This is a genomic window from Staphylococcus caeli (assembly GCF_900097965.1).
Lineage (GTDB): Bacteria > Bacillota > Bacilli > Staphylococcales > Staphylococcaceae > Staphylococcus > Staphylococcus caeli.
On the sequence record NZ_FMPG01000016.1, the window covers coordinates 17,127 to 39,257 of the forward strand.

The window sequence follows — 22,131 nt, forward strand, 5'->3', positions numbered from 1 at the left end:
TTAAACTGTTAGAATTAATGTAACTGAATAAAAGAAATTATCAACATCTTTTAGGATGGCGCACGGTATAAGTTTTGCCTTGTTTACAAACCAAAACGAATTGAAAGAATTAATTGGAGGACTATAAATGTTAAACAATGAGTATAAGAATTCTGCTTTGAAAATATTTTCTTTAAAGGGTAATGAACCGTTAGCTCAAGAAGTTGCAGATCACGTTGGAATTGAATTAGGAAAATGTTCAGTGAAACGTTTTAGTGATGGTGAAATACAAATTAATATCGAAGAAAGTATCCGTGGTTGTGATGTGTTTATTATTCAACCTACATCTAACCCAGTTAATTTACATTTAATGGAATTATTAATCATGATTGATGCGTGTAGACGTGCATCAGCTGCGAATATTAATATTGTGGTTCCTTATTATGGTTATGCACGTCAAGATAGAAAAGCACGTAGCCGTGAACCAATCACTGCGAAACTTGTAGCTAACTTAATTGAAACTGCTGGCGCAGACCGTATGATTGCTTTAGATTTACATGCACCGCAAATTCAAGGTTTCTTCGATATGCCAATTGACCACTTAATGGGTGTGCCAATTTTAGCTGATTATTTCCAAAATGAAACAGACATCGACCCTGAAGAATGTGTTGTCGTTTCACCAGATCATGGTGGTGTAACAAGAGCACGTAAACTTGCAGATATACTTAAAACGCCAATTGCAATTATAGATAAACGTCGTCCTAAACCAAATGTAGCAGAAGTTATGAACATTGTTGGAGAAATAGAAGGCCGTACAGCAATTATCATTGACGATATCATAGATACAGCTGGCACAATCACATTGGCAGCACAAGCTCTAAAAGATAAAGGTGCGAAAGATGTTTATGCTTGTTGTACGCATCCAGTATTATCAGGTCCTGCGAAAGAGCGCATAGAAAACTCAGCAATTAAAGAACTTGTAGTAACAAATTCCATCCAATTAGATGAAACGCGTAAACCAGCAAATACGAAAGAACTCTCTGTAGCTGGTTTGTTAGCGCAAGCAATTATCCGTGTATACGAACGTGAATCAGTTAGTGTGCTATTTGACTAATTTTTAAAATAAATGTATAATTATTTCGTTCGTGAAATCTCACGAAAAATAAACATTTGCAAGCAACATATTGTTGATGGGCAAATGAGGAGCTCTTAGAGAAGAGCAATTATGAAAGGTGGAAACTGAATATGGCTTCATTAAAGTCAATTATTCGTCAAGGCAAGCAAACACGTTCAGACCTTAAAACATTAAGAAACACTGGTAAAGTACCAGCAATCGTTTATGGTTATGGAACTAAAAATACTTCAGTTAAAGTAGATGAAGTAGAATTTATCAAAGTTATCCGTGAAGTTGGACGTAACGGTGTTATCGAATTAGGCGTAGGTTCTAAATCAATTAAAGTAATGGTTTCAGACTACCAATTCGATCCACTTAAAAACCAAATCACACACATTGATTTCTTAGCAATCAACATGACTGAAGAACGTACTGTTGAAGTACCAGTTCAATTAATCGGTGAAGCTGTTGGCGCTAAAGAAGGCGGCGTAGTTGAACAACCATTATTCAACCTTGAAGTTACAGCTACTCCTGACAATATTCCTGAATCAATCGAAGTTGATATCAGTGAATTAGACATCAACGATAGTCTTTCAGTTGAAGACATCAAAGTTTCAGGTGACTTCACAATTGAAAACGAAGGTACTGATTCAATCGTTACTGTAGTTCCTCCAACTGAAGAACCTACTGAAGAAGAAATCGAAGCAATGGAAGGCGCTTCAGAAACTGAAGAACCAGAAGTTGTAGGCGAAGAAAAAGACGAAGAAAGTGATGAAGAACAAAAAGAAGAAGAATAATCTTCTTTCACAATGATTAACTTTAATCGTTGGTTCAATACTTTCATATCTCATAAAAGCACCATGCTTAATACGTTAAGCTGGTGCTTTTTTATGTTATTATAATGAATGATACAAAAAATGTATGACAAACGATATGTCGGATAGGCAACTGGTTTTCGCAAATTATAGTTTGCAAAACGGTTTAAGTATACACTAACTTAGACAAAGATTATTTTAAATGACTAGACATCATACTAGATTGCGAAAGTATTAGCTTGAAAAATTTGTTGACACGAAACGACAATTTTCATGTTAAGAAGCAAATGTTTTAAATATGTGAGTGCGTCATTACATTAATGTAGGAAAGCTAATTGCTATGGCAAATAATTTGCACTAAGCATTATTATAAATGACAGAACATCAGTGGATATATATGGAGGTAACAAAATGAAGTGTATTGTAGGTTTAGGCAATATTGGTAAACGCTTCGAACAAACTAAGCATAATATTGGTTTCGAAGTAATTGACTATATGTTGGATCAGAATCAATTTTCTTTAAATAAGCAAAAATTTAAAGGTGCATATACAATCGAACGGTTTGCTGGAGAAAAAGTAATGTTCATTGAACCAATGACAATGATGAATTTGTCCGGTAATGCAGTAGGACCTTTAATGAATTATTATGACATTGATATTGAAGATTTGGTTGTGTTGTATGATGATCTCGACTTACCTCAAGGAGAGATACGATTAAGACAAAAAGGTAGTGCTGGCGGTCATAACGGTATGAAATCTATTATCCAAGCACTAGGTACAGATCAATTTAAAAGAATCAGAATAGGTGTAGATCGTCCATCCAATGGTATGGCGGTTGTAGATTATGTATTACAAAAATTTTCGAAACAAGAAATGCAAACAATGAACAAAGTAATAGAACATTCTGCACGAGCAGTTGAGGCATATATAGAAAGTGATAGATTTGATCGTGTGATGAATGAATATAATGGTGAGATTAAGTGAAATCAATAATTACAGAATATATAAAAGAAGATAAACGATACCAAGAGCTAAATGAAGTATTTGGTAAAGATAATGTACTAGTAACTGGATTGTCAGGTGCGGCAAAAGCAACAATTATTGCTGAAAAGTACCTCAGTAGTAAGCAACAGTTACTTGTCGTCACAAACAACCTTTACCAAGCAGAAAAACTAGAGAGTGATTTACTGCAATTTATAGATGAACAAGATATCTATAAATATCCAATGCAAGATATTATGACAGAAGAATTCTCTACACAAAGCCCCCAATTCATGAGTGAACGTGTGCGCACATTAACTGCGCTCGCTCAGGAAGAGAGAGGGTTATTTATCGTCCCGTTGAATGGGTTGAAAAAATGGCTGACGCCTGTTGAGATTTGGCAATCTCATCAGCTCACTTTATCAGTAGGCGATGATATTGATATTGATAATTTCTTAAAAAAACTAATAAATATGGGCTATCGCAGAGAAAGTGTTGTTTCTCACATTGGAGAATTTTCACTACGTGGAGGCATAGTAGATATTTATCCGCTTATTGGTAACCCAGTCAGAATTGAATTGTTTGATACAGAAATCGATTCTATACGTGATTTGGATGTAGAAACACAACGTTCAGAAGGCAATGTAGAACAGGTGAATGTGACAACTGCTAGTGATTATATTATTACCGATGACGTATTGAAGCATACAAAACAAAAACTAAAAGAAGCTTATGAATATACTCGTCCAAAAATTGAAAAATCAGTACGTAATGATTTAAAAGAAACCTACGAAAGTTTCCAATTGTTTGAATCAGACATGTTTGATCATCAAGTACTTCGACGTCTTGTCTCATTTATGTATGAGCAACCAGCAACAATTATGGATTATTTCAAAGACGATGTCATCATAGCAGTAGATGAATATAACAGAATAAAAGAAACAGAAACATCGCTCATTACAGAAACAGATGAATTTATGCAGAATTTAATTGAAAGTGGTAAAGGCTTTATTGAACAAAGCTTTTTACAATATGATGGTTTTGAGAATCTAATCAAACCCTATTCAGTAGCGTATTTTACGTTATTTACAGCTACAATGCCTGTGCAATTGAGTGAAATTATTAAGTTTTCATGTAAGCCTGTACAACAATTTTATGGTCAATATGATATTATGCGTTCAGAATTCCAACGATTTATTCAAAATGATTATACGGTTGTAGTGCTTGCTGAAACAGAAGTCAAAAAAGAACGCATACAATCGATGTTAAATGAAATGCATATCCCAACCTTTATAGATACGCCTATGCAGCGCAATAATGGCGGTAGCGCTATTATTACTGAGGGGAGTTTGTCTGAAGGTTTTGAACTGCCGTACATGCAACTTGTGGTGGTCACGGAAAGAGAATTGTTTAAATCTAAACAAAAGAAAAAGCCAAAACAACAAAAAACATTAACGAATGCTGAAAAAATAAAATCTTACCAAGATTTAAAAACAGGCGATTATATTGTACATGTACATCATGGTGTTGGGAGATACTTAGGTGTCGAAACACTTGAAGTCAGTGGTGTGCACAAAGATTATATTAAATTACAGTACAAAGGTACGGATCAATTATTTGTACCAGTTGACCAAATGGACCAAGTACAAAAATATGTTGCCTCTGAAGATAAATCCCCTAAATTAAATAAATTAGGTGGTACAGAATGGAAAAAAACTAAGGCTAAGGTACAACAAAGTGTTGAAGATATGGCTGATGAATTAATGGAGCTATATAAAGCACGTGAAATGTCTGTCGGTTATCAGTATGGACCAGATACTGCTGAACAAAATGAGTTTGAGATTGACTTTCCATATGAGCTTACACCAGACCAAAGTAAATCTATCGATGAAATTAAGCAGGATATGGAAATTGAACGTCCAATGGATAGATTGTTATGTGGTGACGTTGGTTATGGTAAGACTGAAGTTGCAGTACGCGCAGCATTTAAAGCAGTTATGGAAGGGAAGCAGGTCGCATTTTTAGTACCGACGACAATTTTGGCACAGCAACATTACGAAACTTTAATCGAGCGTATGCAAGATTTTCCTATCGAAGTGCAATTAATTAGTCGATTTAGAACAACTAAAGAAGTTAAAGAAACTAAAGAAGGTTTAAAATCTGGTTTTGTAGATATCGTTGTAGGTACACATAAATTGTTAGGTAAAGATATCCATTATAAAGATTTAGGACTACTCATCGTTGACGAAGAGCAACGATTTGGTGTGCGACACAAAGAGCGAATTAAGTCATTAAAAAATAATGTAGACGTATTAACGCTAACAGCAACACCGATACCACGTACTTTGCATATGAGTATGCTCGGTGTACGTGATTTGTCAGTGATAGAAACACCACCAGAAAATCGTTTTCCAGTTCAAACCTATGTGCTAGAGCAGAATACAAATTTCATCAAGGAAGCGCTCGAGCGAGAGTTATCGAGAGATGGACAAGTCTTTTATTTATATAACAAAGTACAGTCGATTTATGAAAAAAGAGAGCAACTTCAAATGCTCATGCCAGACGCCAATATTGGTGTGGCACATGGTCAAATGAATGAAAGAGACCTAGAGGAAACGATGCTTAGCTTTATTAATCATGAGTACGACATCATAGTTACAACTACGATTATCGAAACAGGTGTAGACGTACCCAATGCGAATACCCTCATCATTGAAGATGCAGATCGATTTGGATTGAGTCAGTTGTATCAATTGAGAGGACGTGTTGGACGTTCAAGTCGTATCGGTTATGCATACTTTTTACATCCGGCAAACAAAGTGCTTTCAGAAACAGCAGAAGATCGACTGCAGGCAATTAAAGAGTTCACCGAGTTAGGTTCAGGATTTAAAATCGCAATGCGTGATTTGAATATTCGTGGTGCTGGTAACTTATTAGGCAAACAACAACATGGCTTCATCGATTCAGTTGGTTTTGATTTGTATTCACAAATGCTAGAAGAAGCGGTTAATGAAAAACGTGGTATTAAACCAGAACAGCAAGATGCGCCAGAAATTGAAATAGAATTAAACTTAGATGCGTATCTACCGGCTGAATATATACAAAATGAGCAAGCTAAAATCGAGATTTATAAAAAACTACGTAAGATTGAAACACATGCACAACTCATGGATGTGAAGGACGAGTTAATTGACCGCTTTAATGATTATCCAGTTGAAGTCGAACGATTGTTAGAAATGATGGAAATTAAAGTACACGCATTACATGCGGGTGTGACATTAATCAAAGATGTTGGTAAAGAAGTAGAAGTTTATTTATCTGAAAAAGGAACTACTGACATCAATGGTGAATCACTCTTTAAACAGACTCAGCCTTTAGGGCGCACAATGAAAGTTGGCGTTCAAGATGGTAAAATGAAAGTGACGTTAAAGAAAACAAGTACATGGTTAGATAATTTGAAATTCTTAGCGAAATGTTTAGAAGAAAGTATGGTTATACCTGATGAAATCTAGGGAAGCAACATCCACTGCCTTTAATGGTGTCGTTGTACTGACGTTAGCGTTAATCGTTGTTAAGATATTAAGCGCAATCTATCGTGTACCTTACCAAAATATCTTAGGTGATGAAGGGTTATATGCATATCAACAAATTTATCCAATTGTTGCTTTAGGTGTTATTTTGACGATGAATGCAATACCGAGCGCTGTTACACAATTATTTGGTTCAGATGGAGAATCACGGCAGTATACGCGAGTGTTGATGCGTGTACAGTTGATAGGTGCAGTGTTTTTCTTGATTTTATTGCTATGTGCCAAATGGATTGCATGGCTCATGGGTGATGTAGAACTAGCGCCTATGCTACGTGCGGCAAGCTTTAGTTTCTTATTTATCGGTATATTAGGCGTTTATCGAGGATACTACCAAGCGCAACAAAGTATGAGTATTCCAGCTATTTCCCAGGTAATTGAGCAAATTGTACGTGTGGGCCTAATTTTAAGCGCAATCGTACTATTTGTGACACAAGATTGGTCGCTCTATGAAGCAGGTACATTGGCTATTTTAGGGTCAGCAATTGGCTTTTTAGCCTCAAGTATATATTTGATTGTAAACAAACCATTTAGGCTTAATATTGGAAGAGTACAAAATAAAGGCCCTGTCACGTCGACGGTTGCATGGCGAAAGTTAGCGTTAGCTATTATTGTATTCGCGGTCAGTCAACTTATTGTTATTGTCTGGCAAGTGGTCGATAGCTTTACCGTGATACATGCATTGCGAGATACAGGCATGAGCCTTCAAGCCTCTGCAACACAAAAAGGAGTTTATGACCGTGGCGCTTCATTTATACAAATGGGACTCATCATTACAACTACATTTTGTTTTGTTCTCATTCCTTTATTAACTGAGGCCTTAAAAAATCGCAATCAAGTGCAAGTGAATAGATATGCGAATGCATCCATTAAAATCACAATGCTATTTAGCGTTGCGGCTAGTATTGGATTAATTAATTTATTGCCAGTTATGAATGGCGTATTTTTTAAAAATGATAGTCAGACGGGAACGCTAGCAGTATATATGTTGACGGTTATCTTTGTTTCGTTGATTATGATGGATATTGCATTATTGCAAGTGAAGCATCGGGTACGAGCAATCATGGTTGCTTTTCTCATCGGTGTGATAAGTAAAGCGCTATTAAATATATTGTTGATACCATATTGGTTAATGTTGGGTGGCAGTATAAGTACCGTAGTCTCACTTATGATATTTACTGCATTATTGCATTTTCAAGTGTTAAAACACTATCAATTCAGAAATATGCCGAGGTTTATATTTAAACTTATAGCTACCATGGCTATACTTACAATTGCGGTGCAGTCATTGATGTGGCTAATACCGACGCAAGGACGTATAGCGGGATTGATTGAACTCATTATTGCTGCGGCTGTTGGTATTGCGGTAGTTGTTGTAGCAATAGTGCGTACACAGTTGTTAGGTTATAAAGAGTTAAAGCACCTACCATTTGGAGATAAACTCATTCATATGAAAAGAGGGAAACTGTAATGACAGGTAAAATTACGATTGTTGGATTGGGTAATTATGGTATTGAAGAATTACCACTAGGAATATATAAATTTTTGAAAAAGCAAACACACGTCTATACACGTACATTAGACCATCCGATTATTAATACATTGATTGAGGATGAGGAAATAGAATTTCAAAGTTTTGATCATATTTATGAGTCTAATAAAGCCTTCGAAGATGTGTATGAATCAATCGTGACCGAGCTTATTGAAGCAACTCAAGTATCGGACATTGTATATACTGTGCCTGGTCATCCGCGTGTTGCAGAAACGACAACTGCAAAGTTGGAAGCATATGCACATAAACATAAAGATATAGAAGTAGAAATTTTGGGCGGGAAAAGTTTTATCGATGATATTTTTGAAGCTGTGAAGGTTGATCCTAATGACGGTTTTACATTATTAGATGCTACATCACTTGATGTTAATCAATTAAATATCCGTACGCACACGCTTATTACTCAAGTATATAGTTCAATGACTGCTGGAGATTTAAAAGTGACATTGATGGAGCGTTATGATGATGGACAACGAGTGTATATTGTTGATGGTGCACATAGTAGTGATGCAAAAGTGATTGAAACGCCATTATTTGAATTAGATCATCACATGGATGCTTTTAGTAATCTAACTAGTGTATTTATTAGAAAAGTAGAAGTAGATGAAGCATACATGAGTGATTTTTATTATGCGGCCAGTATTATAGATCGTTTAGTCGATGATGAAGTAGGTTGCCCTTGGGATAAAGTACAAACACATCAATCGTTAAAACGTTACATGTTAGAAGAGACGTTTGAGCTTTTCGAGGCAATAGATAACGAAGATGATTGGCACATCATTGAAGAACTTGGAGATATCTTGCTTCAAGTTCTGCTGCATACAAGTATTGGTAAGAAGGAAGGTTACTTTGATATAAATGAAGTAGTAGGCAATTTATCACAAAAAATGATTCACAGACACCCTCATATTTTTGGAGAGGCACAAGCAGAAACTGAGGAAGACTTAAAACATATTTGGGCAAAAGCCAAGGCAGAAGAAGGTAAAGTACAACGTGTGAAATTCGAAAAAGTATTTGCAGAGCATTTTATGAAGTTGTATGATAAAACAAAAAATATGTCGTTAGATGAGGCTGCTTTAAAACAATATTTAGAGCAAGGAGGAAACAATTCATGAGACTAGATAAATATCTTAAAGTATCAAGATTGGTAAAACGTCGTACACTCGCAAAAGAAATAAGTGACCAAGGACGTATTACAGTCAATGGTTCGGTTGCGAAAGCAGGTACGGATGTTAAAGTGACAGATCAACTTGTCATTCGTTTTGGACAAAAAATTATTACAATTAATGTTACTGGTTTAAGTGAACATGCGACTAAAGAAAATGCAAAAGGTATGTATGAAATCGTTAAAGAAGAAAAAGTTGGCGAAGCCTAATGAAGGAGGTGACAAGTAATGAGTAAAAAGGTTGAAGGCATTGGAAATACGTTTACGTCTTCTGAGAATAAAAAGAAACAACAACAAAAAATGAGACGACGCGTTATACGAAGAAGAATTAGTTTGTTCGCGGGTATTTTAATCTCTATTATTATTGTTTTGTGCATCATGCTTGTCACTCAAAAACAAAGCAATAGCGAGGATGCCGCTGAGCGTCAGCAAAAAGAACAAAAATATCAGAAGCAACAAGATGAAGAATTAGCGTTAAAAGAACAACTTAATAATCTGAACGATAAGAATTATATAGAGAAAGTAGCAAGAGATGATTATTATTTGAGTAATGATGGTGAAGTCATTTTCAAGTTACCTGGTGATAAGTCTAAAGCGGAATCCAAATCTTCTAAAGACGATAAACAGTGAAAAATATTTTTTTGCATCATAATACCATTGTTAATTTATGCAAACAGGCATATAATAAGGTTAAAATCGAAACAAATCGGGAGGATTTATTTACAATATGTCAATCGAAGTAGGAAACAAACTTAAAGGTAAAGTCACTGGGATTAAAAAGTTTGGCGCATTTGTCGAACTTCCGGAAGGCAAGAGTGGCTTAGTTCACATAAGTGAAGTTGCAGATAATTATGTGGAAAACGTAGAAGATCATTTATCTGTGGGTGATGAAGTTGAAGTTAAAGTGCTTACAATCGCAGATGATGGTAAGATTAGCTTATCTATCAAAAAAGCGAAAGATCGTCCACGTAGACCTCAAAGTAAACCAAGCCACAAACAGGCGCAACCTAAAGGTGAAGACTTTGAGAAGAAATTAACAAATTTCTTAAAAGATAGTGAAGATAAATTAACTTCAATCAAACGTCAAACTGAATCAAGACGTGGCGGTAAAGGCGCGAGACGTTAATAGAATAAAAGTTTGTTCACAAGGAAGCCTACGCGTTTCGTTGAGAACAGTGCAACGCAACGATGCCAATATTAAGTTTGTTCGTAACAATCTAAGACTGTTTTCTTAATGAGGAAACAGTCTCTTTTTTGTTGTCATTGAGTGCAATCAGAGCGATATGACTAGCGGTTGCCAGATGTATAGTAGTCAGGAGGTAAATATATTGGAGGTTAATACTCAGGGGTGGACACAAGATAATCATATAGTATTAGCGGTTTCTGCAGGTGTAGATAGTATGGTATTGTTACACCAATTAATGACACAACTGAAGGATTCCTATGCACAATTAACTTGTTTACATGTTAATCATAATGTACGTGATATGGCTCGAGAAGAGGAAGCGTTTCTTAAGCAATATTGTCACAAGTATAAAATTCCTTTGTATGTGAAACATCTTGATTTATCTTCTGTTATCGACAAAGGCAACAGCATCGAGAACGAAGCGAGAATTGCACGTTATGCATGGTTTGATAGTATGATGGAATCACTAAATGCAGACGTATTGCTAACCGCACATCATCAAGACGATCAAATAGAAACAATTTTCTACAGATTGATGACTGGTCGCTCCACAAGAAGTAGCATAGGCATGTCATATCTGACAGCTCGAAGTGGGTACAAATTGTGTAGACCGCTGTTAACGATTGAAAAAGCAGAAATTCGAGATTACCAAGCGCGATATAATGTTCAATTTTATGAAGATGAGACCAATTCACAAAATCAATATGTGAGAAATGATATTCGTAATCGTATCTTGCCAGACATAAATAACAATGAACATTTAGATGTAGCTCAATTAATTAAATTAAAAGAGTGGCATGATGAGCAACGAAAAGAAATAGATAGAGAAGCGGAGCATTTTATCAGTCATTTTCTACAAAAAAATACTGATTTGCAAAAATACAGTGTGCCGAGAGCGCAATTTTTAGCATTACGGCATAGCGTTAGAATTACTGTGTTGGATAAAGTATTCGATCAGTTACACGTGCAACCATCATTTACGGAAAAAACATACAATGAATGGTTCCATCAACTGAATAGTAATTTGTCACAAAGTCGTGTATATACAACAGATAAATGGATAATTCATATTGCTTATGATAAATTTATAATAATGGCAAATTATGATGTGAGTCTTTCTCCGATTAAGATTGTACAACCAGGGATATACAACTATGGTCATTATCATATTGACATTAAAGAAACGATTTCAACAATTGAATATCCGTTAACCATTCGTACACGCAAAGATGGTGACAAATTTGTGTTGAACGGTATAAATGGACATAAGAAAGTGAGTAGGTTGTTAATTGATCATAAAATTGAACACCACGAACGTGACCAATTGCCAATTATCATTAATGCCAATGATGAGATTATCGCTGTCGGGACATTATATTTACAAAATAAATACAGTCAAACAATTTTTATAAAAGATTTGGGAGAGGAATGAAAAAATGCGAGATGATTTAAAGGAAATACTATTATCAGAGGAAGATATTCATCATATTTGTAAAGAATTAGGTGAAGAAATTACAAAAGCATATCAAGGAAAACCACTTGTTTGTATCGGGATATTAAAAGGGTCAGTTATGTTTATGGCAGACTTAATTAAACATATTGATACACACCTAGCTATTGACTTTATGGATGTTTCTAGTTATCACGGTGGAACGGAATCTACAGGAGAAGTTCAAATCCTGAAAGATTTGAGTTCTTCAATTGAAAATAAAGATGTACTTATTATTGAAGATATTTTGGAAACAGGTACAACATTAAAATCAATTACTGAATTATTAGAATCACGTCGTGTGAATTCTTTAGAAATTGTAACGTTACTTGATAAACCGAATCGTCGTAAAGCAAATATCGAAGCTAAATATGTTGGGAAAAAAATTCCGGATGAGTTTGTAGTGGGCTATGGCTTGGACTATGCAGAACATTACCGTAACTTACCTTATATTGGTACACTTAAACCAGAAATTTATACGAAGTAAGCAATACAATTTAATCGAATGATAAGGTATTATATAATATAAGTCTAAGTTCAAATTGTAAGTCTTTGTATAAGTTCGTGTATAAAAATGGATGTTTAATTTGTTTATACATAAATTTTGCGAATCTATAATTATATTTTGAACGATGTATTTGTAATGTAATGGCACAATAGAATATTAAAATTTAAAATAAAGCATTTAAATTGGAAACATGATACAAAAGTGGAAATACTAGCCGAAAGCGCGTGTATTGTGTTACAATCTTTGTTAGTTTTATTATTGAAGTAGGAGGAAATGACGCATGCAGAAAGCCTTTCGTAATGTGCTTGTTATCGCAATTATTGGCGTTGTTATATTTGGTTTATTTTCATGGTTAAATGGCAATGGAAATATGCCTAAACAACTTACATATAACCAATTTGTGAAACAGCTAGATAAAGGTGATTTAAAATCACTTGAGATACAACCTGAACAAAATGTATATATGGTAAGTGGTAAAACAAAAAATGATGAAGATTATTCTTCAACGATTTTATATAATAATGAAAAAGAATTACAAAACATAACAGATAAAGCACAAAAACAAGATGGATTGAAGTTTACCGTTAAAGAAGAAGAAAAACAAAGTGTATTTGTTAGTATACTTTCAACATTAATTCCTGTATTAGTTATTGCGTTATTATTTATTTTCTTCCTTAGCCAAGCCCAAGGAGGCGGCGGCGGTGGTGGCCGTATGATGAACTTTGGTAAATCCAAAGCTAAAATGTACGATAGTCAGAAAAAACGCGTACGTTTCTCAGATGTAGCTGGTGCCGATGAAGAAAAACAAGAATTAATTGAAATTGTTGATTTCTTAAAAGATAATAAGCAATTTAAACAAATGGGATCTAGAATACCTAAGGGTGTACTTTTAGTTGGTCCTCCAGGGACTGGTAAGACATTACTTGCACGTGCAGTTGCTGGTGAAGCAGGCACGCCATTCTTCTCGATAAGTGGTTCAGACTTTGTTGAGATGTTTGTCGGAGTCGGTGCGAGCCGTGTACGTGATTTATTTGAAAATGCTAAGAAAAATGCACCATGTATTATATTCATTGATGAAATTGACGCAGTAGGTCGTCAACGTGGTGCTGGAGTTGGTGGTGGACACGATGAACGTGAACAAACACTTAACCAATTATTAGTTGAAATGGATGGCTTTGGTGAAAATGAAGGTATCATTATGATAGCTGCAACAAACCGCCCAGACATTTTAGACCCAGCCTTACTACGTCCAGGTCGTTTCGATAGACAAATTCAAGTAGGTCGTCCAGATGTTAAAGGACGTGAAGCAATTCTTCACGTGCATGCTAAGAACAAACCGCTTGATGAAACAGTTGATTTGAAAGCAATTTCTCAAAGAACACCAGGATTCTCAGGTGCCGATTTAGAAAATTTACTAAACGAAGCATCGTTAGTTGCAGTTCGTGAAGGTAAGAAAAAAATCGACATGCGTGATATTGAAGAAGCAACTGACCGTGTAATTGCAGGTCCAGCTAAAAAATCACGCGTTATTTCTAAGAAAGAGCGCAATATCGTTGCGCATCATGAAGCTGGACATACAATTATTGGTATGGTTCTTGATGAAGCGGAAGTTGTTCATAAAGTAACAATTGTGCCACGTGGTCAAGCTGGTGGTTACGCTATGATGCTTCCTAAACAAGATCGCTTCTTAATGACTGAACCAGAGTTATTAGATAAGATTTGTGGTCTGCTTGGTGGACGTGTATCCGAAGATATTAACTTTAATGAAGTATCAACAGGTGCGTCTAATGACTTTGAACGTGCTACCCAAATTGCACGTCAAATGGTAACTGAATACGGTATGAGTAAGAAATTAGGGCCAATTCAATTCTCAAGCAGTGGTAATGGTCAAGTATTCTTAGGTAAAGATATGCAAGGTGAGCCAGAATATTCTGGACAAATTGCCTACGAAATAGATAAAGAAGTACAACGTATTATTAAAGAACAATACGAACGTTGTAAAGATATTCTGTTAGAACACAAGGCGCAATTGACTTTAATTGCTGAATCATTACTAACAGAAGAAACACTTGTTGCTGAACAAATTCAATCATTGTTCCATGATGGCGTCTTACCTGAAGTTGATTACGATAGTGCGCAAGTCGTTGAAGAAGAAAACACTGACTTCGAAGATGGTAAATATGGAAAATCATATGAGGATGTTCGCAAAGAACAATTAGACAACCACGATGATGAGGAAAATGATAAAGACTCTAAAGAGTCAGACGAAGATAATGACTCAGAAGAAACTGGACACGAACAAGCGCCAGATATAGATAAACCAGGGGAAACAAAAGATTCCGATGACTTTAACGGTCCACACCGTGGTTAAACGATAACTGAAATAAGAACTTCTTTCTGCTATCATATGGATAGTAGGAAGAAGTTTTTTTATATGATAAATTCTAAGTTGTAAACATATCTTTCGCTTTTTTTGAGTTGAGCGATTAAAATAAAATGCATTCATTAAACGTAAGTTGTTCGCTAAAAGATTAGGTTTCAATAAATAAGAGCATAAGCGTAATATAAAGGAGAAGTTAAACATGACGAAAGATTATATAGTTAAAGCATTAGCTTATGGAGGTCAAATTCGTGCATATAGTGCTTTGACAACGGAAAGTGTACAAGAAGCGCAAACTAGTCATTATACGTGGCCGACTGCTTCTGCAGCATTAGGGCGCACGATGACTGCAACATTGATGATGGGTGCAATGTTGAAAGGTGAACAAAAATTAACAGTAACTGTTGATGGCAATGGGCCAATAGGTAAAATTATTGCAGACGCAGATGCTAAAGGGAATGTGCGTGGTTATGTTACGAACCCGCAAACTCATTTTCCGCTAAATGAAATTGGAAAATTAGATGTGAGGCGAGCGGTTGGTACAGATGGTGCAATCACAGTTGTTAAGGATATTGGGTTGAAAGATTATTTTTCTGGATCTAGTCCGTTAATTTCTGGTGAGCTAGGCGATGATTTTACGTATTACTTTGCGAAGAGTGAACAAGTACCTTCTTCTGTTGGATTGGGTGTACTTGTAAATCCTGATAATTCCATTAAAGCGGCAGGTGGATTTATCATCCAAGTAATGCCGGGTGCAGAAGACGAAACCATCACTAAATTAGAAAATGCAATTAATGAGATGACACCAGTATCTAAATTAATTGATCAAGGATTGACACCGGAAGAGCTGCTTTTCGAAATTTTAGGTGAAGAAAATGTACAAATATTAGAAAATCTTCCAGCACAATTTGAGTGTCACTGTGGTCACGATAAGTTTTTAAATGCAATTAAAGGCTTAGGTGAAGCAGAAATTCAAAATATGATAGATGTAGATCACGGAGCTGAAGCAGAATGTCATTTCTGTAGAAGTAAATATACATTTTCTGAAGAAGAATTACAGTCATTGTTAGGAAAAAGGGAGTAAAACAGTTAAAATAAATGATGAAGCACATGATATTAGGTTTAAAATTGTGAGGGCTTGTAGTTGTATTTGCAGAAAAAACTGATAAAATAGAATTATATCCGAGAGAAAAAGTATGTTTTAAACTTTTAATGAAAAGGAGCAATACTTATGTCAAATAAACCAGTAAATAATATCGTACAAGTGATTGGTAATACACCTGTAGTAAAATTAAATAATGTCGTTGGCGAAGATGCAGCAGATGTATACGTTAAATTAGAATATCAAAACCCAGGTGGTTCAGTGAAAGATCGTATTGCATTAGCGATGATTGAAGCTGCTGAAAAAGAAGGTAAAATCAAACCGGGTGATACAATCGTTGAACCTACAAGTGGGAACACAGGTATTGGGTTAGCATTTGTTTGTGCTGCCAAAGGTTATAAAGCAGTATTTACAATGCCTGAAACAATGAGCCAAGAGCGTCGTAATTTATTAAAAGCGTATGGTGCTGAGCTTGTATTGACACCTGGTTCAGAAGCGATGAAAGGTGCAATCAAGAAAGCTAAAGAATTAAAAGAAGAGTTTGGTTATTATGAACCACAACAATTTGAAAATCCTGCCAATCCTCGTGTACATGAGTTGACAACAGGTCCAGAACTTGTTGAACAATTTGAAGGTAAGACGATTGACTCATTCTTAGCAGGTGTCGGCACAGGTGGTACGTTAAGCGGTGCTGGTAAAGTATTGAAAGAGAAATATCCAGACATTAATCTTGTCGCTATTGAACCTGAAGATTCTCCAGTACTTAGTGGTGGTGAACCTGGCCCTCACAAATTACAAGGTCTAGGTGCAGGTTTTATTCCGGATACTTTAAACGAAAACATTTATGATGAGATCGTTCAAGTCGGCAATGAAACAGCTATGGATATGGCACGTAAAGTAGCTAAAGAAGAAGGTATCTTATGTGGTATTTCTTCAGGCGCAGCGATTTATGCAGCTATTGAAAAAGCGAAACAATTAGGTAAAGGTAAAACGGTCGTTACAGTGCTTCCAAGTAATGGTGAACGTTATCTTTCAACACCACTATTCTCATTTGATGATTAAAAACTAAATGATATATTAGCCGGACACATTTCGATGTGTACCGGTTTTTATTTTGTGAAAAATACAGGCGGGTATATCTCTCAAATATAATAATAAACGTTATGTCTATAAAGCATTCAATAACGAAATTAATAGAAAATACGTTATGATAAATGTAACTCTTATTTTTGAATAGTAACTACTTTTCAAGTGAAAGGAAGCAAGATATTTATGGCACATACAAAAATCATGGGGATTTTAAATGTCACTCCGGATTCATTTTCCGATGGCGGTAAATACAACTCGATTGAAGCGGCGCTTAAAAGAGCTGAAAAAATGATTGAAGAAGGCGTTGATATTATTGATATTGGTGGTATATCTACGAGACCTGGATATGAAGAAATCACTGTTGAAGAAGAGCTAGAGCGAGTGGTTCCAGTTGTAAAAGCTTTAAAGCATCTAGATATCCAACTTTCTGTTGATACATATAGAAGTGAAGTTGCAGAAGCTGTCATGGAACTAGGTGTATCAATGATTAACGATCAATGGGCTGGATTACATGATGCGCGTATTTTTGAGATCGTAGCGAAGTATGAAGGTGAAATTGTACTGATGCATAATGGTAATGGCGAAAGAACAGAACCTGTAGTAGATGAAATGTTGCTTTATTTACTTAAACAAGCAAATAAAGCTGAGGTGGCAGGGATTCCTCAAGAAAAGGTTTGGATTGATCCAGGAATTGGCTTTGCTAAAACACGTGAAGAAGAAAAAGAGGTTATGGCACGTATAGATGAACTTGTGGCGACTGGTTATCCTGTATTACTCGCAACAAGCAGAAAAAGGTTTATCAAAGAAATGATAGGTGGAGATACTGCACCAACTGAAAGAGATGAAGCAACTGCGGCGACGACAGCATATGGTATAATGCAAGGTGTCAAAGCTGTACGAGTGCATAATGTTGTATTAAATGCGCGTTTGGGTCAGAGTATGGATTATTTAAAGGAGAATAGCGATGAACGACACAATATTTCTTAACGGTATGAAATTCTATGGTTATCATGGGGCTTTATCCGCAGAAAATGAAATTGGGCAAATATTTGTTGTGGATGTCACGATGAAAGTGGATTTGAGTATTGCTGGAAAAACAGATGAAGTTACAGATACAGTTCATTATGGAGAAGTATTTGAAACAGTTAAAGATATTATGGAAGGCAAGGCTGTAAATTTATTGGAGCATCTTGCTGAACGTATTGCAAAACGTATAAATTCACACTATAATCGTGTAATGGAAACGAAAGTTAGAATCACTAAAGAAAATCCGCCTATACCTGGTCATTATGATGGGGTAGGTGTTGAAATAGTGAGGGAGAATCACTGATGGTATATGCGTATCTAGGATTAGGAAGTAATATTGGTGATAGAAAGATGCAACTAGAAGAAGCGGTACATATTTTAAACCAAAAAGATGGAATTAAAGTCACGCAAACATCACCGATTTATGAAACTGAGCCGGTCGGTTATGTTGAACAACCCCAATTTTTAAATCAATGTATTGAAATTGAAACGTCTTTAGCACCACATGAGTTGTTGAAAGAATGTTTAGACATAGAGCAGCAGCTACATCGAGTAAGAGATGTTCGGTGGGGCCCTAGAACTTTAGATGTGGATATTTTATTGTACGGAGATCGAATTGTGGAAGAAGTGGATTTGACGATACCGCACCCACGCATGTTGGAGCGTGCGTTTGTATTGATTCCATTAAATGACATAGCTAAAGATGTCATCGAACCGCGTTCACATAAGACAATTGGAAAGCTTGTGATGACAGACGATTCAGTAAAAAAATATAAAGGTTGAAATTACTTTATTACATTTGCGACATCTAGTAGAATTGAAGAGTGAAACGTTTAGTGTTGTGAAAATGTCTAACACTTGTCAAGGTATCTTAAAGGTGTTTATAGCAATGGCAACGTGAGTAACCAATTAACCAAATTGAGACAAAATAGTAAATGATAGATAGTTTTCAAGAATTCCAAATTGAAATCGAAGCAAACAAATGAAAAGTAGAACAAGAAGCATAAAGGAGAGAAAGTTATGTCAGAAGAAATGAATGACCAAATGCAGGTTCGCCGACAAAAATTGCAAGAACTTTACGATTTAGGAATCGATCCCTTTGGTCAAAAATTTGATCGTACATCAATGGCAAAACCATTACATGAGGATTGGGATCAATTTACAAAAGAAGAGTTGCAAGAAAAAGAAGAAGAAAGCCATGTAAGTATTGCAGGTCGCTTAATGACTAAACGAGGTAAAGGTAAAGCAGGATTTGCTCATGTACAAGATCTAAGTGGACAAATACAAATCTATGTAAGAAAAGATCAAGTTGGCGACGAGCAATTTGAATTTTGGAATTCTGCGGATCTTGGAGATATCGTAGGCGTTGAAGGTGTTATGTTTAAGACGAATACAGGGGAACTATCAGTTAAAGCCAAATCATTTACATTGTTAACCAAATCATTACGCCCGTTACCTGATAAATTCCACGGTTTGCAAGATATTGAGCAACGTTATCGTCAACGTTACCTTGACTTGATTACAAATCAAGATAGTACTCAGACATTTATTAAACGAAGTAAAATCTTACAAGAGATGCGCAGCTATTTAAATGAACAAGGATTCTTAGAAGTAGAAACACCAATGATGCACCAAATAGCTGGTGGGGCTGCGGCACGTCCATTTGTTACGCACCATAATGCTTTGGATGCGACGTTATATATGAGAATTGCTATTGAGTTACATTTAAAACGTTTAATTGTTGGTGGCTTAGAAAAAGTATACGAAATTGGCCGAGTGTTTAGAAATGAAGGTGTTTCTACAAGACATAATCCAGAATTTACAATGATTGAATTGTATGAAGCTTATGCAGATTACCATGATATTATGGATCTTACTGAAAATATGGTAAGACATATCTCAGAAAAAGTATTGGGCACAGCTAAAGTGACTTATGGTGAGGAAACAATTGATTTAGAATCTAAGTGGAAACGTGTCCATATGGCAGATGCTGTTAAAGAAGTAACAGGAGTTGATTTCTTCAATGTTCAAAGTGACGAAGAAGCCAAAGCTGTAGCTAAAGAACACGGTGTTGAAATTGGCGACAATATGAAATATGGTCATATTCTTAATGAGTTTTTTGAACAAAAAGTAGAAGAAACATTAATTCAACCTACATTCATTTACGGACATCCAATTGAAATTTCTCCATTAGCTAAGAAAAATGCAGAAGATCCAAGATTTACAGATCGTTTCGAGTTATTTATTGTTGGTAGAGAACACGGTAATGCATTTACAGAGTTGAATGATCCAATTGATCAAAGAGAAAGATTTGAAGCACAATTAGTAGAAAAAGAACAAGGTAATGACGAAGCTCATGAAATGGATGAAGACTTTATCGAAGCGCTAGAATACGGAATGCCTCCAACTGGTGGTTTAGGTATTGGCATTGATAGATTAGTAATGTTGTTAACTAATTCAGCATCTATACGTGACGTATTATTATTCCCTTATATGAGACAAAAATAATAGATTGAGATGTTTTATCTCTATTTTGAATCAATGTTGTGTTGACGTAACACAGCATTGATTTTTTATTTAATTGAATAGCACGTTTGTGTGCTTATAGTGATAGAGAAAGTGATAAGTAGAGGTACAGGACAGGGAGGTAAACAGAAATTAAATTTTCTAATAGGGATTCCCTAGTATCCTATCCCTGGCAAAAATTATTAGGATTAAAATGCTGATATAGAGCATTTTTAACTCAGCTAGCTACTACTTGATTGAAAAAGACGGTGAGATATTTATTTTTGTCTTAGCATCGTTTAAATGTTTTTTGAAGTAATAAGCCACATTTCTATATATAACTTCTATAAATATAGAAATGTAAACTAAAAAAGGGATGGCAAACTTGTTTTCTGTATGGTAAGATAGTTCAAGTCGAGTTAAGAAAACGTCTTGAAACATATATATTGTATTTCTTTTTGAGAAATGCATTTTATCTATTGACTTAAAAGTCGAGATATAGTAATATATAAAAGTCGTCAAAAACGTAATGAATCTCCAGAAGGAATTTCAAAGATTCGAGTAAAGACATTGTAAATAATTCTTAAAGATAGTGTAAAATTAACTATTGCAAATGATTGTCAAACAATGTATTATAAATCAAGTAAGTTATTTTGTCTGGTGGCAATAGCAAAGAGGTCACACCTGTTCCCATGCCGAACACAGAAGTTAAGCTCTTTAGCGCCGATGGTAGTCGGACTTACGTTCCGCAAGAGTAGGACGTTGCCAGGCTTTATATATTACATTTATGTGGAGAATTAGCTCAGCTGGGAGAGCATCTGCCTTACAAGCAGAGGGTCGGCGGTTCGAACCCGTCATTCTCCACCATTTCAAATGAATAGCCGGCCTAGCTCAACTGGTAGAGCAACTGACTTGTAATCAGTAGGTTGGGGGTTCAAGTCCTCTGGCCGGCACCATTTCATGAGCCATTAGCTCAGTTGGTAGAGCATCTGACTTTTAATCAGAGGGTCAGTGGTTCGAGCCCACTATGGCTCATACAGTTTCATTTTGCAGAAGTAGTTCAGCGGTAGAATACGACCTTGCCAAGGTCGGGGTCGCGGGTTCGAATCCCGTCTTCTGCTCCATTATTTTTGCCGGGGTGGCGGAACTGGCAGACGCACAGGACTTAAAATCCTGCGATGAGAGATCATCGTACCGGTTCGATTCCGGTCCTCGGCACCATCATTTTAATAAGCGCCCGTAGCTCAACTGGATAGAGTACTTGACTACGAATCAAGAGGTTACAGGTTCGACCCCTGTCGGGCGCACCATTTTTAAAATGACTATTAATAATTATATACGGGAAGTAGCTCAGCTTGGTAGAGCACTTGGTTTGGGACCAAGGGGTCGCAGGTTCGAATCCTGTCTTCCCGACTCTTTTAAAATTTTTATGGGGGCTTAGCTCAGATGGGAGAGCGCCTGCTTTGCACGCAGGAGGTCAGCGGTTCGATCCCGCTAGTCTCCACCATATATTTAATTGAAGAAATGAACATTGAAAACTGAATTGCAATATGTCAACGTTAATTCCGAACGCAACATTAAATTGTTGGTTCAAAACAAGTGTTAGAGATAACACAAATTAGTATTTTATGAGCTAATCAAACATCATAATTC

Annotated in this window: 18 protein-coding genes, 8 tRNA genes and 1 rRNA gene; all 27 read left to right on the plus strand. The window is 35.9% G+C overall.

Annotation, left to right across the window (positions count from 1 at the left end; translation table 11 throughout):
- Window positions 1–127: 127 nt before the first annotated feature.
- The 27 genes from BJS11_RS11710 to BJS11_RS11840 all read left to right on the plus strand — a co-directional run bounded on the left by BJS11_RS11710 (window position 128) and on the right by BJS11_RS11840 (window position 21,985).
- Window positions 128–1,093 (plus strand): ribose-phosphate diphosphokinase, encoded by a 966-nt coding sequence (locus tag BJS11_RS11710; protein ID WP_069996377.1) that lies wholly within the window; start codon window positions 128–130, stop codon window positions 1,091–1,093.
- A gap of 131 nt (window positions 1,094–1,224) precedes the next feature.
- Window positions 1,225–1,890, plus strand: coding sequence for a 50S ribosomal protein L25/general stress protein Ctc (locus BJS11_RS11715; RefSeq protein WP_069996378.1), 666 nt, complete (start codon window positions 1,225–1,227; stop codon window positions 1,888–1,890).
- A gap of 429 nt (window positions 1,891–2,319) precedes the next feature.
- Entirely contained in the window at window positions 2,320–2,892 is a 573-nt protein-coding gene (pth, locus tag BJS11_RS11720; RefSeq protein ID WP_069996379.1) for an aminoacyl-tRNA hydrolase, read from the plus strand.
- On the plus strand, window positions 2,889–6,401 hold the full coding sequence (gene mfd, locus BJS11_RS11725) for a transcription-repair coupling factor (RefSeq protein ID WP_069996380.1): 3,513 nt from the start codon (window positions 2,889–2,891) through the stop codon (window positions 6,399–6,401). The genes pth and mfd overlap by 4 nt, the downstream gene beginning before the upstream one ends.
- Window positions 6,391–7,947, plus strand: a complete 1,557-nt coding sequence (locus BJS11_RS11730; RefSeq protein ID WP_069996381.1) for a polysaccharide biosynthesis protein — start codon at window positions 6,391–6,393, stop codon at window positions 7,945–7,947. The genes mfd and BJS11_RS11730 overlap by 11 nt, the downstream gene beginning before the upstream one ends.
- Window positions 7,947–9,143, plus strand: a complete 1,197-nt coding sequence (locus BJS11_RS11735) for a MazG nucleotide pyrophosphohydrolase domain-containing protein (RefSeq protein WP_069996382.1) — start codon at window positions 7,947–7,949, stop codon at window positions 9,141–9,143. The genes BJS11_RS11730 and BJS11_RS11735 overlap by 1 nt, the downstream gene beginning before the upstream one ends.
- The gene (locus BJS11_RS11740) at window positions 9,140–9,403 is read left to right on the plus strand and encodes an RNA-binding S4 domain-containing protein (RefSeq protein ID WP_069996383.1); all 264 of its coding nucleotides are present in this window, start codon (window positions 9,140–9,142) and stop codon (window positions 9,401–9,403) included. The genes BJS11_RS11735 and BJS11_RS11740 overlap by 4 nt, the downstream gene beginning before the upstream one ends.
- Window positions 9,404–9,421: 18 nt before the next feature.
- On the plus strand, window positions 9,422–9,823 hold the full coding sequence (locus tag BJS11_RS11745) for a septum formation initiator family protein (RefSeq protein ID WP_069996384.1): 402 nt from the start codon (window positions 9,422–9,424) through the stop codon (window positions 9,821–9,823).
- A gap of 97 nt (window positions 9,824–9,920) precedes the next feature.
- A complete protein-coding gene (locus BJS11_RS11750; RefSeq protein ID WP_069996385.1) occupies window positions 9,921–10,319 on the plus strand; it encodes a S1 domain-containing RNA-binding protein in 399 nt (132 codons plus the stop codon).
- Window positions 10,320–10,521: 202 nt separating this feature from the next.
- Window positions 10,522–11,811 carry a tRNA lysidine(34) synthetase TilS gene (tilS, locus tag BJS11_RS11755; RefSeq protein ID WP_069996386.1) on the plus strand — a complete coding sequence of 430 codons (1,290 nt, stop codon included), beginning with the start codon at window positions 10,522–10,524 and terminating at the stop codon, window positions 11,809–11,811.
- Between the two features lie 4 nt (window positions 11,812–11,815).
- Window positions 11,816–12,355 (plus strand): hypoxanthine phosphoribosyltransferase, encoded by a 540-nt coding sequence (hpt, locus tag BJS11_RS11760; protein ID WP_069996387.1) that lies wholly within the window; start codon window positions 11,816–11,818, stop codon window positions 12,353–12,355.
- Window positions 12,356–12,656: 301 nt separating this feature from the next.
- Complete coding sequence (ftsH, locus tag BJS11_RS11765; RefSeq protein ID WP_069996388.1) at window positions 12,657–14,747, plus strand: ATP-dependent zinc metalloprotease FtsH; 2,091 nt, start codon at window positions 12,657–12,659, stop codon at window positions 14,745–14,747.
- A gap of 211 nt (window positions 14,748–14,958) precedes the next feature.
- On the plus strand, window positions 14,959–15,840 hold the full coding sequence (gene hslO / locus BJS11_RS11770) for an Hsp33 family molecular chaperone HslO (protein ID WP_069996389.1): 882 nt from the start codon (window positions 14,959–14,961) through the stop codon (window positions 15,838–15,840).
- Between the two features lie 147 nt (window positions 15,841–15,987).
- On the plus strand, window positions 15,988–16,920 hold the full coding sequence (gene cysK / locus BJS11_RS11775) for a cysteine synthase A (RefSeq protein WP_069996390.1): 933 nt from the start codon (window positions 15,988–15,990) through the stop codon (window positions 16,918–16,920).
- A gap of 210 nt (window positions 16,921–17,130) precedes the next feature.
- Window positions 17,131–17,934, plus strand: coding sequence for a dihydropteroate synthase (gene folP / locus BJS11_RS11780; RefSeq protein WP_069996391.1), 804 nt, complete (start codon window positions 17,131–17,133; stop codon window positions 17,932–17,934).
- The gene (gene folB / locus BJS11_RS11785; protein WP_069996392.1) at window positions 17,912–18,277 is read left to right on the plus strand and encodes a dihydroneopterin aldolase; all 366 of its coding nucleotides are present in this window, start codon (window positions 17,912–17,914) and stop codon (window positions 18,275–18,277) included. Before folP ends, folB begins: the two co-directional genes overlap by 23 nt.
- Complete coding sequence (folK, locus tag BJS11_RS11790) at window positions 18,277–18,756, plus strand: 2-amino-4-hydroxy-6-hydroxymethyldihydropteridine diphosphokinase (protein WP_069996393.1); 480 nt, start codon at window positions 18,277–18,279, stop codon at window positions 18,754–18,756. The genes folB and folK overlap by 1 nt, the downstream gene beginning before the upstream one ends.
- Window positions 18,757–18,993: 237 nt before the next feature.
- Complete coding sequence (gene lysS, locus BJS11_RS11795; protein WP_069996394.1) at window positions 18,994–20,481, plus strand: lysine--tRNA ligase; 1,488 nt, start codon at window positions 18,994–18,996, stop codon at window positions 20,479–20,481.
- A gap of 653 nt (window positions 20,482–21,134) precedes the next feature.
- Window positions 21,135–21,249 (plus strand): 5S ribosomal RNA (gene rrf, locus BJS11_RS11800).
- A 20-nt stretch (window positions 21,250–21,269) separates the two neighbouring features.
- Window positions 21,270–21,345 (plus strand) — tRNA-Val (locus BJS11_RS11805).
- A gap of 13 nt (window positions 21,346–21,358) precedes the next feature.
- Window positions 21,359–21,434, plus strand: a tRNA-Thr gene (locus BJS11_RS11810).
- Between the two features lie 6 nt (window positions 21,435–21,440).
- A tRNA-Lys gene (locus BJS11_RS11815) sits at window positions 21,441–21,513 on the plus strand.
- Between the two features lie 14 nt (window positions 21,514–21,527).
- Window positions 21,528–21,602, plus strand: a tRNA-Gly gene (locus BJS11_RS11820).
- A gap of 8 nt (window positions 21,603–21,610) precedes the next feature.
- Window positions 21,611–21,699: transfer RNA gene (locus BJS11_RS11825), tRNA-Leu, on the plus strand.
- 12 nt (window positions 21,700–21,711) lie between these two features.
- Window positions 21,712–21,788: transfer RNA gene (locus BJS11_RS11830), tRNA-Arg, on the plus strand.
- Window positions 21,789–21,817: 29 nt separating this feature from the next.
- Window positions 21,818–21,891 (plus strand) — tRNA-Pro (locus BJS11_RS11835).
- Between the two features lie 18 nt (window positions 21,892–21,909).
- Window positions 21,910–21,985 (plus strand) — tRNA-Ala (locus tag BJS11_RS11840).
- Window positions 21,986–22,131 lie beyond the last annotated feature (146 nt).

Coding starts and splice junctions, on each gene's coding strand:
- BJS11_RS11740 (WP_069996383.1), top strand. CDS start 9,140: ATGAGACTAGATAAATATCTTAAAGTATCAAGATTGGTAAAACGTCGT.
- ftsH (WP_069996388.1), top strand. CDS start 12,657: ATGCAGAAAGCCTTTCGTAATGTGCTTGTTATCGCAATTATTGGCGTT.
- cysK (WP_069996390.1), top strand. CDS start 15,988: ATGTCAAATAAACCAGTAAATAATATCGTACAAGTGATTGGTAATACA.
- BJS11_RS11745 (WP_069996384.1), top strand. CDS start 9,422: ATGAGTAAAAAGGTTGAAGGCATTGGAAATACGTTTACGTCTTCTGAG.
- BJS11_RS11750 (WP_069996385.1), top strand. CDS start 9,921: ATGTCAATCGAAGTAGGAAACAAACTTAAAGGTAAAGTCACTGGGATT.
- BJS11_RS11735 (WP_069996382.1), top strand. CDS start 7,947: ATGACAGGTAAAATTACGATTGTTGGATTGGGTAATTATGGTATTGAA.
- BJS11_RS11710 (WP_069996377.1), top strand. CDS start 128: ATGTTAAACAATGAGTATAAGAATTCTGCTTTGAAAATATTTTCTTTA.
- folB (WP_069996392.1), top strand. CDS start 17,912: ATGAACGACACAATATTTCTTAACGGTATGAAATTCTATGGTTATCAT.
- folP (WP_069996391.1), top strand. CDS start 17,131: ATGGCACATACAAAAATCATGGGGATTTTAAATGTCACTCCGGATTCA.
- folK (WP_069996393.1), top strand. CDS start 18,277: ATGGTATATGCGTATCTAGGATTAGGAAGTAATATTGGTGATAGAAAG.
- lysS (WP_069996394.1), top strand. CDS start 18,994: ATGTCAGAAGAAATGAATGACCAAATGCAGGTTCGCCGACAAAAATTG.
- hpt (WP_069996387.1), top strand. CDS start 11,816: ATGCGAGATGATTTAAAGGAAATACTATTATCAGAGGAAGATATTCAT.
- hslO (WP_069996389.1), top strand. CDS start 14,959: ATGACGAAAGATTATATAGTTAAAGCATTAGCTTATGGAGGTCAAATT.
- BJS11_RS11715 (WP_069996378.1), top strand. CDS start 1,225: ATGGCTTCATTAAAGTCAATTATTCGTCAAGGCAAGCAAACACGTTCA.
- pth (WP_069996379.1), top strand. CDS start 2,320: ATGAAGTGTATTGTAGGTTTAGGCAATATTGGTAAACGCTTCGAACAA.
- BJS11_RS11730 (WP_069996381.1), top strand. CDS start 6,391: ATGAAATCTAGGGAAGCAACATCCACTGCCTTTAATGGTGTCGTTGTA.